General features: G+C 68.2%; 10 protein-coding genes, 5 tRNA genes and 1 pseudogene. 12 read left to right on the top strand and 4 right to left on the bottom strand.

What is annotated here, in order from left to right:
- Positions 1–516: pseudogene (locus V7E05_RS08965) on the bottom strand (hypothetical protein); the annotation flags it as partial.
- A 97-nt stretch (positions 517–613) separates the two neighbouring features.
- On the opposite strand from V7E05_RS08965, the gene zapE reads away from it, so the two are divergent.
- The gene (gene zapE, locus V7E05_RS08960; RefSeq protein WP_333619317.1) at positions 614–1,636 is read left to right on the top strand and encodes a cell division protein ZapE; all 1,023 of its coding nucleotides are present in this window, start codon (positions 614–616) and stop codon (positions 1,634–1,636) included.
- Between the two features lie 88 nt (positions 1,637–1,724).
- Here the strand turns inward: zapE and V7E05_RS08955 are convergent, their stop codons facing one another.
- Entirely contained in the window at positions 1,725–2,291 is a 567-nt protein-coding gene (locus tag V7E05_RS08955; protein WP_333619316.1) for a GNAT family N-acetyltransferase, read from the bottom strand.
- Between the two features lie 96 nt (positions 2,292–2,387).
- A tRNA-Val gene (locus V7E05_RS08950) sits at positions 2,388–2,459 on the bottom strand.
- A 473-nt stretch (positions 2,460–2,932) separates the two neighbouring features.
- On the opposite strand from V7E05_RS08950, the gene V7E05_RS08945 reads away from it, so the two are divergent.
- The 4 genes from V7E05_RS08945 to V7E05_RS08930 all read left to right on the top strand — a co-directional run bounded on the left by V7E05_RS08945 (position 2,933) and on the right by V7E05_RS08930 (position 3,359).
- Positions 2,933–3,005: transfer RNA gene (locus tag V7E05_RS08945), tRNA-Gly, on the top strand.
- Between the two features lie 18 nt (positions 3,006–3,023).
- A tRNA-Cys gene (locus tag V7E05_RS08940) sits at positions 3,024–3,094 on the top strand.
- Positions 3,095–3,169: 75 nt separating this feature from the next.
- A tRNA-Val gene (locus tag V7E05_RS08935) sits at positions 3,170–3,244 on the top strand.
- Positions 3,245–3,286: 42 nt separating this feature from the next.
- Positions 3,287–3,359: transfer RNA gene (locus V7E05_RS08930), tRNA-Gly, on the top strand.
- A 112-nt stretch (positions 3,360–3,471) separates the two neighbouring features.
- On the opposite strand, the gene V7E05_RS08925 is transcribed toward V7E05_RS08930, so the two are convergent.
- A complete protein-coding gene (locus V7E05_RS08925; RefSeq protein ID WP_333619315.1) occupies positions 3,472–3,894 on the bottom strand; it encodes a hypothetical protein in 423 nt (140 codons plus the stop codon).
- A gap of 301 nt (positions 3,895–4,195) precedes the next feature.
- Between V7E05_RS08925 and thrS the strand changes: the two genes are divergently transcribed.
- The 7 genes from thrS to pdxS all read left to right on the top strand — a co-directional run.
- On the top strand, positions 4,196–6,277 hold the full coding sequence (gene thrS, locus V7E05_RS08920; RefSeq protein ID WP_333619314.1) for a threonine--tRNA ligase: 2,082 nt from the start codon (positions 4,196–4,198) through the stop codon (positions 6,275–6,277).
- 2 nt (positions 6,278–6,279) lie between these two features.
- Entirely contained in the window at positions 6,280–6,858 is a 579-nt protein-coding gene (locus V7E05_RS08915) for an HIT family protein (protein WP_333619313.1), read from the top strand.
- 53 nt (positions 6,859–6,911) lie between these two features.
- Complete coding sequence (gene pgsA, locus V7E05_RS08910; RefSeq protein WP_333619312.1) at positions 6,912–7,571, top strand: phosphatidylinositol phosphate synthase; 660 nt, start codon at positions 6,912–6,914, stop codon at positions 7,569–7,571.
- Positions 7,568–8,527 carry a phosphatidylinositol mannoside acyltransferase gene (locus V7E05_RS08905; protein ID WP_333619311.1) on the top strand — a complete coding sequence of 320 codons (960 nt, stop codon included), beginning with the start codon at positions 7,568–7,570 and terminating at the stop codon, positions 8,525–8,527. The genes pgsA and V7E05_RS08905 overlap by 4 nt, the downstream gene beginning before the upstream one ends.
- On the top strand, positions 8,527–9,780 hold the full coding sequence (locus V7E05_RS08900) for a glycosyltransferase family 4 protein (protein WP_333619310.1): 1,254 nt from the start codon (positions 8,527–8,529) through the stop codon (positions 9,778–9,780). The genes V7E05_RS08905 and V7E05_RS08900 overlap by 1 nt, the downstream gene beginning before the upstream one ends.
- Positions 9,781–10,404, top strand: a complete 624-nt coding sequence (locus V7E05_RS08895; protein WP_333619309.1) for an NUDIX hydrolase — start codon at positions 9,781–9,783, stop codon at positions 10,402–10,404.
- Positions 10,405–10,529: 125 nt separating this feature from the next.
- On the top strand, positions 10,530–11,342 hold an 813-nt coding region (gene pdxS, locus V7E05_RS08890; RefSeq protein WP_333619327.1), incomplete at its 3' end, for a pyridoxal 5'-phosphate synthase lyase subunit PdxS.

Here is an 11,342-nt window from a genome sequence, read left to right as displayed (position 1 = left end):
CGCCACCCGGGAGCTCGCGGCACGTTCGCGGAGCTCTGGCGGCGCCCCCTCGGCGCTGGTGACGATCCGCAGGGCGCCCGGCTTCGCGGGTCGATCGTTCGGGGAGCCGTCATCGCGCGTCGGGGACTGGGCCGCTTCCACGTGCGCGATGTCCTCCTCCCGCAGCGTCCGCGCGAGCATCCAGACCGCTGGCGGATTGGGATCGGTGCGGAGGTGGGCGAGCGCGGGATGGACGGTCGCGGGGCCGTAGCCCTCGGTGCGGGCGGTGGACGCGCCGACGAGGACGAGTCCGGCGCGCGAGCGCATCGCCTGGAACACCGTGGCGTCCATCGGAGTGCCGAGCCCGGCGGATTTCCCGTCGATCGTCACGGCGCCGTCGAGGGCGGCGATGAACGTCGCGCGGACCGGCTGCGGGGAGCGGGGACCGGGGGCGGAAGCGAGAGCGGACCAAAGAGCGAGAGCGGCGCCGGGGTCGGAGACATCGGCGGACATGCGCCCTGGTTCGTGCATCGGCACGTGAGTACCTCCTCTCCGAAAAGCGGGTCCGAGGCGGTCGGAGCAAGGCAGACGGCCGACACGGGTCGAGGCGGGTTATCGCGATACCCTTGTGAGCATGGTCCTTAGCCTCGCCGACATTACCCCAGACGTCACTCCGGACGAGCTCGTCGCGCAGCTCGTCCCGCCCTCGATGTTCGACGAGGTGAGTTTCGATTCCTACATCCCCGATCCGGCGGAGCCGAGCCAGGCGGAGGCGAGGGATGCATGTCGCGCGTTTGCGGAGAACGTGGTCGCGGCAAAGTCCAAGAAGAAAAAGGGGCTGTTCGGGAAGAAGAAGCCGACCGAGGGCACGGGCATCTACCTCGACGGCGGTTTCGGCGTGGGCAAGACCCACCTGCTCGCGTCGATCTACCACAGCTGTCCTGCGCCGAAGTCCTTCGGCACGTTCGTCGAGCTCACCAATGTGGTCGGTGCCCTCGGCTTCAACCGCGCGGTCGAGGAGCTCTCCACCCGCTCGGTCCTCTGCATCGACGAGTTCGAGCTCGATGATCCGGGCGACACGATGCTGGTCTCCCGCCTCCTCGCGGAGCTGACGGCGGCGGGCGTCTCCATCGCGGCGACCTCGAATACGCTGCCGGGCCAGCTCGGCGAGGGCCGATTCGCCGCGGCGGACTTCCTCCGGGAGATCAAGCGGATCTCGGGCCTCTTCGAGACCATCCGTGTCGACGGCCCCGACTACCGCCACCGCGACCTGCCGCCGGCCCCCGAGCCGATGTCGGACACGGAGCTCGAGGGGCTCGCTCAGTCCGTTCCGGGTTCGACGCTCGACGATTTCGACACGCTCTGCCGCCATCTCGATTCGCTGCACCCGTCGAAGTACAACCGGCTCGTCGAGGGCATCTCCCAGGTGTGTCTCGAGGACGTCCATCCGGTCGCCAACCAGGCGATCGCCCTTCGGGTCGTCGTGCTCGCCGACCGCCTCTACGACGCCGGGATCCCCGTTCGCAATAGCGGCGCAAAGCTCGACGAGATCTTCACCGAGGAGATGCTCAACGGCGGATACAAGAAGAAGTATCTCCGCGCGACGAGCCGCCTCCTCGCGCTCTCGCGCTTCTCCCCGGCCGAGGAGAACGCCTGACGGCATAGGTCTGTCGGAGCAAGCACGAAAGAGCACACGGCCCGGGCGAGCGCTCGCTACGCGCGCCCGGGCCGCTTGGTTCTCCGGTCTAGATCGGCCGCTCGAGCACGACGTCACGGCACAGCTGTCCACCGACCACGAAGTCTCGCTCTCCGCGCTGGAGGAAGCCGGTTTTCTCGTAGAAACGCCGCGCCCTCGCATTGTCCGCATTTGTGCCGAGCCAGAGCGAATCGTGACCGGCGGAGCGGGCGAGCTCGACAGCCCGCTCCATGAGCTCGGTCGCGAGCCCCGATCCGTGTGCGCGCGGTACCGCGTAGCACTTCGAGAGATACATCGGCGTCCGGCCCCGCACGAGGGCACCCGCCGCCGGGTCCTCGCCGCGACCGGGGATGGCGACGACGTATCCGACCGGGTCGCCTGCGGGATCGCGGGCGAGCAGCACGATGGTCCCGGGATCGGCGAGGTGGGCGGAGAACGCCGAGGGGGAGAGGTTCTCTTCCGTGAACGCGGCGATGGCCTCACGGCTCAGCGAGTCCGGGCACGCAAGGGGGAAAGTGAGCGCCGCGACGGCCGCGAGCGCTTCCGCCTCGTGTGGCCCGCCGGTGGCGACGGTGAACGCCGGGTGCGGCGACGGTTCTGCTGGCTTGGGGGACACGAGCGGCGACTCTACCTTCGGCCGCCGAGATGCCGTCGGCCGAGACGCAAGGAAGCCCCCTCGCAGGCGAGGGGGCTTCCGAAGTTTGTTTAGCTGTGGTCCCAGCTGGGTTCGAACCAGCGACCTTTCCGGTGTGAACGGAACGCTCTTCCACTGAGCCATGGGACCAGACGCGGCAACCGGCGCGAACCGGAGCAACGGTGGACAAATCTAGCACGCGCTCAGAACGCCCCCAAACTCCGGTCCGGGGGCGTGGCGAGCGCTCCGGATGGTTCGCTCCGCCTGGCGGGTGCCGACGGGACTTTGCCGCCCGGCGAGGTTCGGTCGGCCCGCCCCGCTCGGTCAAGAGCGAGGGAAACGGCAACGCCGGGAAGGGCGGGGCGGTTACGGCGCGGTGAAGCGCAGGCATCGCCGGCGCGAACACCGGCCGGCGCGCCCGTTGCGACCCGCATGACCGTGGGCCACGACACCCTGACCAGGGCGAGCTCCATCGAGCCCCATTCGGCGAGGCGAGAAAAACCGACCCGATTTGCGGACCTATCCGGACGTCCGATAGATTCGTTTCTCGCTGGTCGAGAACAGCGGAGCACGGCTCCCCGGGGAATCCGGTCCGGGCGGGCTCCAGAACACTCGGCTTGTGTGCGGATGTAGCGCAGCTGGTAGCGCATCACCTTGCCAAGGTGAGGGTCGCGGGTTCGAATCCCGTCATCCGCTCTGGGTATCCGACCCTTCGGTGGAGTGGCCGAGTGGTGAGGCAGCGGCCTGCAAAGCCGTCCACACGGGTTCGATTCCCGTCTCCACCTCGAGATCGAGGCCATGCCAGCCGAGATCGTCCAGGTAAGACATGCAAGACCAACGTGCGCAGTACGGCACGTCGAGCGCGATTAGCTCAGTGGGAGAGCGCTTCCCTGACACGGAAGAGGTCACTGGTTCAATCCCAGTATCGCGCACCACGCGAGGTCGGCCGCCCAGCGCGGCACCCTGCGTTGCGAAATGCGGATGTAGCGCAGCTGGTAGCGCATCACCTTGCCAAGGTGAGGGTCGCGGGTTCGAATCCCGTCATCCGCTCGGAATAAAGGCCCGGGGCATCAATCGATGCTCCGGGCCTATTACGTGCTCGCGATTCTCCGAGCCTGCCCGGCTTGTGCCGCCTCGTGGACCCGGCTCCCGCTTGCCGCGGTTACGAGAGCAGCGCGAAGGCGCCGACCGCGAGAACGACGACCTTGATGATCTCTAGCCCCAACGTAGAGATAGTGCATCGTGCTTCGCGCGCCGCCGTCGCCCTCGCGCAGCACCGTATCCGAGTGCGGCTTGAGCAACGGCCGGACCACGGACAGCTGCAAGACGAGCACCAGGACGGCAGCCAGGGGCAGGTAGGAACGGTTCCTTGGGTATCTCCCACGAATGTGACGGCGAGCAGCGCGACCGCGAAGAAGAACTCCTCCGCATTGAGAGACTCGAAGGTCACCCGGCCGATCGCCAGCCCCGTCTCGATCGAGACGCCCTGTGCCCGGAACTTCACGGGCGTCGCGAGGAACGAGACGCCGAGGACGATGCCCAGCCAGATCAAGCCGATGGCCGCCGCCACGGTCGTCGCCTGCATTGTGTCCACCCCTCACGTCTCGTCACGCCCGTCCGTTCGAGCCCTACCGCGCAATCTGCGATGTCGCGGCCTGGCGCGTGCCCGTTCTCGGCTGCGCGGTGTCCGATAAGCGGTGAAACTGCTCAGCGAAATACGGACGTCCGCCGTCAGGAATCGTGAGCGGTACGCGTAAAATGCCAGCGGAGTGCGCCGCGCGGCCGAAGTGCCCGAATAGTCAGGCCGATCGTCCGGTGCACGAAGTGCTCAGGTGGCGGTCCCCGGCCGGGGGTCGCCACAAATCTTGAAGGAGTTGAGCTCGGTAATGAGCGAGCAGCGAGAGGCCTCGGCGGTGGCATCGAACCGGCAGGTCGAGAAGGTGACTATCCCCGCGCGAGAGCCCGCGGGGAAGACGATCTCCGAGGCCGGGCTGCAGACGAAGGGCGCGGAGACCATCGTGGTCGTCCGCGATCCTTCGGGCGCGCTCCGCGACCTCTCCTGGGCGCCGGAGGTCGACACCGAGGTCGAGCTCGTCGCCGCCTACACCGAGGACGGTCGCTCGGTGATCCGCCATTCATGCGCTCACGTACTCGCCCAGGCCGTGCAGCAGCTGCGCCCGGAGGCCAAGCTCGGGATCGGCCCGCCCATCAACGATGGCTTCTACTACGACTTCGACGTCGCCGAGCCGTTCACCCCGGAAGACCTCCGGGAGCTCGAGAAGCGGATGAAGAAGATCATCAAAGCCGGCCAACGATTCTCGCGCCGTGCCTACGAGTCCCTCGACGAGGCGCGGGCCGAACTCGCCGGAGAGCCGTACAAGCTCGAGCTCATCGAGGACAAGGGCCGCGCGGATGCCGGAGAGGGCGCCGATATCGACACCGGCGAGGTCATGGAGGTCGGCGAGGGGCAGCTCACGTCCTACGACAACCTCAACCCGCGCACCGGCGAGCTCATCTGGTTCGACCTGTGCCGCGGCCCGCACGTGCCGACCACGAAGTCCATTCCGGCCTTCGCCCTCACCCGGGTGTCCGCCGCATATTGGCGCGGCGATCAGTCGAACGCCGGCCTGCAGCGCATCTACGGAACGGCGTGGGAGTCGACCGAGGCGCTCGACGCGTATCTCGAGCGGGTCGCCGAAGCCGAACGCCGCGACCACCGACGGCTCGGCGCCGAGCTCGACCTGTTCAGCTTCCCCGACGAGGTGGGCTCGGGTTTCCCGATGTTCCACCCGCGCGGCGGGATCATCCGCAACGAGATGGAGCAGCACTCGCTGCGCCGTCACCTCGCTGCGGGGTACCAGCTGGTCAATACCCCGCACGTGACAAAGGGCGACCTGTTCCGCAAATCGCAGCACCTCAACTGGTACTCGGAGGGCATGTTCCCCCCGATGATGCTCGACGGGGAGACGGACGCCGAGGGCAACGTCACCAAGCCGGCCCAGGACTACTACGTCAAGCCGATGAACTGCCCGATGCACAACCTCATCTTCGACTCCCGCGGCCGCTCGTACCGCGAGCTTCCTCTGCGGCTCTTCGAGTTCGGCACGGTCTACCGCTACGAGAAGTCCGGCGTCATCCACGGCCTCACGCGCGCACGCGGGTTCACCCAGGACGACGCCCACATCTACTGCACCGAAGAGCAGATGGAGAACGAGATCTCCTCGGTGCTCCAGTTCGTCATCTCGCTCCTCCGTGACTATGGCCTCGACGATTTCTACCTCGAGCTCTCCACGAAGGACCCGAAGAAGTACGTCGGCGACGACGATGTGTGGGAGCGAGCCACCGAGACGCTGCGCCGGGTCGGTGAGGCCTCGGGCTTCGAACTCGTCCCGGATCCGGCGGGCGCCGCCTTCTACGGACCGAAGATCTCGGTCCAGGCCCGCGATGCGATCGGGCGCACGTGGCAGATGTCAACCGTCCAGCTCGACTTCAACCTCCCCGAGCTCTTCAATCTGCAGTACACCGCCTCGGACGGCACGAAGAAGCGCCCGGTGATGATCCACCGCGCGCTCTTCGGTTCCATCGAGCGTTTCTTCGGCGTGCTCCTCGAGCACTACGCCGGCGCCTTCCCCGTGTGGCTCGCGCCTACTCAGGCCGTCGCCATCCCGGTGGCCGCGGAATTCGAGCCACACCTCCACGAGGTGGTCACGGCACTGCGTTCGCGCGGCATCCGCGCCGAGCTCGACAACGGCTCGGACCGCATGCAGAAGAAGATCCGCACGCACACGACCGGCAAGGTGCCCTTCATGCTCCTCGCCGGCGCGCGCGACGTGGAGTCCGGCGCAGTGAGCTTCCGCTTCCTCGACGGCACCCAGTACAACGGCGTGCCCGTCTCGCAGGCGGTCGAGACCATCGCGCACTGGGCGGAGTCGCGGCGCAACGACCAGCCGAGCGAGGGGAACCTCTAGGCGTGGGGCAGGGCAGCGGAGAAATCCGGGATACCGGGGCAGGGGAGCCGGACGAGCTCGCCCGGCTCTGGGCGCCCTACCGCATGGCGTACATCGCCGAGCCACCGAAGCCGGCGGAGGGCGCGACGGGCGAGCCGTTCCTCGACATCCCGAAGATGTCGGACGAGGACGGGCTCGTCGTCGCTCGGGGCGAGCACGTCTACGTGGCGCTCAACCTGTACCCGTACAACCCGGGCCACGCGTTGGTCATCCCGTACCGCAAGGTCGCCGACCTCGAGAACCTCACGGTGGGGGAGTCCGCAGAACTCATGGAGTTCACCCAGCGTCTCATCCGTGTCGTCAAACGGGTCTCGCGCCCCGACTCGTTTAATGTGGGACTCAACCTCGGCGGCGCGGCCGGCGGCTCGATAGCCCACCATCTGCACCAACACGTCGTTCCCCGCTGGGTGGGCGACGCCAATTTCATGACCGTCCTGGGTGGCACCAAGGTCCTCCCGCAGCTCCTCTTGCAGACCAGGGAACTGCTCGCCGAGGCCTGGGGGGAGGGCCCCGGGTCGGAAGAGACCGAGAAGCCCGAATAGTCGAGCGAATCCGAGTAGGGACCGCCGCAGCGAACCGGAGGCAAAGGTAGGAGATGCTCAGCGAGTACGGACGCGGTGGCGTCAACAAGGTGGCGCCCCGCTTCGCGGGATTCTTCGTCAAGGCGGGGATCACGCCCAACATGATCACGCTGTTCGGCATGTTCGCGACGGTCGTCGCCGCGATCCTGCTGTTCGGCTCCGGGCACCTCTTCGCCGGCGCGATCATCATCGCGCTGTGCACGCTCTTCGACCTCCTCGACGGAGCAGTTGCGCGAGCGGGAGGCCTCGGTTCGCCGTACGGCGCGCTCGTCGACGCCGTCTCCGACCGCGTCGCGGACGGCGCGATCCTCGGCTCGCTCGTCTGGTATGTCGTGCACGACGATCCGAATAACTCCCTCGCACTCGTCATGCTCCTCGTGGCGCTCACGTTTTCGCAGGTGGTTTCGTATTCGAAGGCGCGCGCGGACGCCGGCGGTCTCGCGACGCCCGGCGGACTCATGGAACGCGCCGACCGCCTAGTCCTCGTCCTCCTCGGGGCCGGCCTCTCGGGCCTCGGCGTTCCGTGGGCGCTCGAGATCGGTGTATCTCTCGTGGCGATCGGTTCCGTGATCACCGTCGTCCAGCGCGTCCTCGGCGGGCGCGCTTCGTACCTCAAGTCGACCCCCCAGGCTGACGCCGGACGTCCCCCGAACGAAGGGCAGCCGGAGTCATGAGCGACAACGACGAGCAGAACGTGAGCCTCGGCGATCGCCTGGCCGACTGGGGCTACGCAGCCGGGTGGGAGTTCGTCCGCGCGCTTCCCGATCCCGTCGCGCGGCGAGCCTTCGATCTCGGGGCGGACGCGGCCGCGCGCCGTCAGGGTCCCGATTCGCAGCTCCGCAAGAACCTGTCGCGGGTGCTCGGCGTCTCGCCCGAGGCCGTCCCGGACTGGCTGGTTCGGGATTCGATGCGCTCATACGCTCGTTATTGGCGCGAGGCCTTCCGGCTGCCGACGATGGACCACGACGCCGTCGTCGAGTCGATGGACGGGCTGCTGCGCAACCGGCACTGTCTCGACGAAGCGCTCGACAAGGGCAATGGGTTGATCCTGGCTCTACCGCACTCGGCGAACTGGGACCTCGCCGGCCTGTGGCTCACCCACCGCTATGGTCAATTTGCGACCGTTGCCGAGCGGCTCAAGCCCGAATCGCTGTACGAGCGCTTCGTCGCCTATCGCGAATCCCTGGGCTTCGAGGTCCTCCCGCTCACCGGCGGGGAGATGTCGCCGTTCGCGAGGATGAAGCAGGTGCTGGCGGGCAACGGGATCATCTGCCTCATGGGAGAGCGGGACCTGCGCCGTACGGGCGTCGAGGTCGAGTTCTTTGGGGCGACCACGAGGATGCCGGCAGGCGCCGTCAAACTCGCGCAGGAGACCGGGGCGTCGCTCTCGGCCGTCGACCTCCACTATGTAGGCGACTCGTTGAGCCTCGAGCCGAGCGCACCGCTCGACGTCTCCGGCACGGTCGCCGAGGGCGTGCAGCTGCTTGCCGACCATTTCCAGAGCAGCATCTCCAAGCACCCGGCCGACTGGCACATGCTCCAGCCGCAGTGGATCGCCGATCTCGACTCCGGGCACCGGGACTACCTCGAGGGGCGCGGGGACTCGCTCCGCGAGAGGGGAGCGCGCTGATGCGCATCGGCGTCGTCTGCCCCTATTCGTTCGAGGAGCCCGGTGGGGTGCAGATCCACATCACCGATCTCGCGCGCGAGATGCGCCGCTCGGGTCACGAGGTGCTCATCCTCGCGCCGGGGGAGAAGGGCACCGAACCCGACGAGTTCACGACCTTCGTGGGCCGCGGCGTGGGAATCCCGTACAACGGCTCCGTCGCCCGCCTCGCCTTCGGTCCGTGGACGTGGCGCGCGACGAAGAAGTGGATCGATTCCGTGCGGCCCGACGTACTCCACATCCACGAACCCAACGCGCCGAGCACCTCGATGTTCGCGCTCGCACTCGCGTCCGGGCCCATCGTGGCGACCTTTCACACCGCGACGGCCTCCTCGCTCGTGCTCAAGACCTTCGAGGGCGTGCTCGCCCCGTTCCACGAGAAGATCCGCGGCCGGATCGCCGTCTCCGACGTGGCCCGCCGCTGGCAGATGCAGGCACTCGGATCCGATGCCGTCGAGATCCCCAACGGGGTCGACGTGTCGTTCTATCGCCGGGCGAAGGAGGAGCGCGCGGCCGCGGAAACGGCGGCGGGCGCCGACACGACTGATCCCGGGACGAGCAATGCCGGGGCACCCGTCGTCTCGTTCCTCGGCCGCTTCGACGAGCCGCGAAAGGGCTTCGCCACGCTCCTCGCCGCGTGGCCGGCGGTGCGCGAGCAGGTCCCCGGTGCGCGCCTGCAGGTGATGGGCGGCGGCGACCGCGAGGAGGTCGAGGCGCGGTTGGGCCCGGACTCCGGGGTCGAGTTCCTCGGTCGGGTCTCAGAGGAGGACAAGGCTCGCCGACTCGCCGCTTCGGACGTCTACTGTGCCCCGAACACCGGCGGCGAGAGCTTCGGGATCGTCCTCGTCGAGGCGATGGCGGCGGGCACGGCGGTGCTCGCCTCGGACCTCGATGCCTTCCGCCGCGTACTGCGGGACGGCGAGTGCGGTGCGCTGTTCGCCACGGGCAACGCCGAATCGCTGTCCATGCACCTCGTCTCACTCCTGCGCGAGGACACGCGGCGGGCGGACCTCGTGGCCCGCGCCGACTCGGTGGTCGGTGAGTACGACTGGCCCGTGGTGTGCCGCAGGGTGCTCCGCGTCTACGACGCCGTCCGGGCACCGGGGGAGCGCGTCGGGCTCGTGCGCGACGGGCGCAGGACCGGCGCCGAGGACGGACCGCGGGCGAATCGAAGCAAGCGGGGAAGCAAGCTGCGCTCGAAGAGGGGGGTCTACTAGATGTGGTGGATCGTGCTCATCGTGGTCCTGGCGCTCGTTCTCGCCGCCGCGGCGCTGAGCGCGTATCTCACTGCCGTTCGGCTCGACCGGCTCCATATCCGCACCGACCTGGCCGCGCAGTCGCTGCACAATGCGCTCGTCCGTCGTCATACGGTCGCAGTGGCTGTGGCCGATGCCCTGCACGTTCACGGTGAGTCGAACCCCGCAGATCCCGAACTGACCGGGAGGGTGGGCGCACCCGGCGCGGACAACCCAGTTGCCACGCGCCTCGAGCGAGCCGTCGCCGAGGCCCGGCGTGCTTCTGCCGAGAAGTTCACCCCCGGCGCGCCGCAGACGCGGATCGAGCAGGCCGAAAACGAGCTGACCAGGGCATTGCGCGCGGCCCTCGCTTACGAAGGGTCGGAAAACGGGCCTCGAGACGGAGCGCAGAATCACCCGGTACCGGGCCCCGCGCTCTCGGCGGAGGCCGCTGCGGTCGGGGATGGTCTCGAGATCGCGCGGCGCTTCTACAACGATGCCGTCCGCGACACGCGCCGCCTCCGCGAACGGAGGATCATCTCTCTGTTCCGCCTGGCGGGATCGGCAGCCATGCCCGAGTACATCGAAATGATGGACCCGTCCTAGTATTGAAGGCATCGGGCGCCGTAGGGCGCCTACGGAGGTAGTCGTGGATCCGGGCCGCTTGTGTGGGCCCCGAGACCGGGCCTCGCGCACAATCCACCGGCACACGCAGAGCCGATCCAGGAGGCATCTTGAGCACTTCGAACGAGTCGAGCACAGGTAACGAGCGCGGCACCGCACGCGTCAAGCGGGGCATGGCGGAAATGCTCAAGGGCGGCGTCATCATGGACGTGGTCACTCCCGAGCAGGCGAAGATCGCCGAGGACGCCGGCGCAGTCGCTGTCATGGCGCTCGAGCGCGTGCCCGCGGACATCCGCGCGCAGGGCGGCGTGGCCCGCATGTCGGATCCGGACCTCATCGACGGGATCATCGACACGGTGTCGATCCCGGTCATGGCGAAGGCCCGCATCGGCCACTTCGTCGAGGCGCAGGTGCTGCAGTCCCTCGGCGTCGACTACATCGACGAGTCGGAGGTGCTCACCCCGGCCGACTACGCCAACCACATCGACAAGTTCGATTTCACGGTCCCGTTCGTGTGCGGCGCCACCAACCTCGGCGAGGCACTGCGCCGCATTACCGAGGGTGCGGCGATGATCCGCTCGAAGGGCGAGGCCGGCACGGGCGACGTCTCGAACGCCACCACCCACATGCGCCAGATCCGCGCGGAGATCCGCGCGCTCGCCTCTCTTCCCGAGGACGAGCTCTACGTCGCCGCGAAGGAGCTCCAGGCGCCGTACCCGCTCGTCGCGGAGGTCGCCCGCGAGGGCAAGCTGCCCGTCGTGCTCTTCACCGCCGGCGGTATCGCCACGCCTGCGGACGCCGCGATGATGATGCAGCTCGGCGCCGAGGGCGTCTTCGTCGGCTCCGGCATCTTCAAGTCCGGTAACCCGGAGCAGCGGGCGAAGGCGATCGTCGAGGCCACCGCGAACTACGACGATCCG

Origin of the sequence: Dietzia sp., from assembly GCF_036741115.1 — a bacterium.
Taxonomy (GTDB): domain Bacteria; phylum Actinomycetota; class Actinomycetes; order Mycobacteriales; family Mycobacteriaceae; genus Dietzia.
This window is presented reverse-complemented; position numbering and strand designations above follow the sequence as displayed.

Coding starts and splice junctions, on each gene's coding strand:
- thrS (WP_333619314.1), top strand. CDS start 4,196: ATGAGCGAGCAGCGAGAGGCCTCGGCGGTGGCATCGAACCGGCAGGTC.
- V7E05_RS08905 (WP_333619311.1), top strand. CDS start 7,568: ATGAGCGACAACGACGAGCAGAACGTGAGCCTCGGCGATCGCCTGGCC.
- zapE (WP_333619317.1), top strand. CDS start 614: ATGGTCCTTAGCCTCGCCGACATTACCCCAGACGTCACTCCGGACGAG.
- pgsA (WP_333619312.1), top strand. CDS start 6,912: ATGCTCAGCGAGTACGGACGCGGTGGCGTCAACAAGGTGGCGCCCCGC.
- V7E05_RS08900 (WP_333619310.1), top strand. CDS start 8,527: ATGCGCATCGGCGTCGTCTGCCCCTATTCGTTCGAGGAGCCCGGTGGG.
- V7E05_RS08895 (WP_333619309.1), top strand. CDS start 9,781: ATGTGGTGGATCGTGCTCATCGTGGTCCTGGCGCTCGTTCTCGCCGCC.
- V7E05_RS08925 (WP_333619315.1), bottom strand. CDS start 3,894: ATGCAGGCGACGACCGTGGCGGCGGCCATCGGCTTGATCTGGCTGGGC.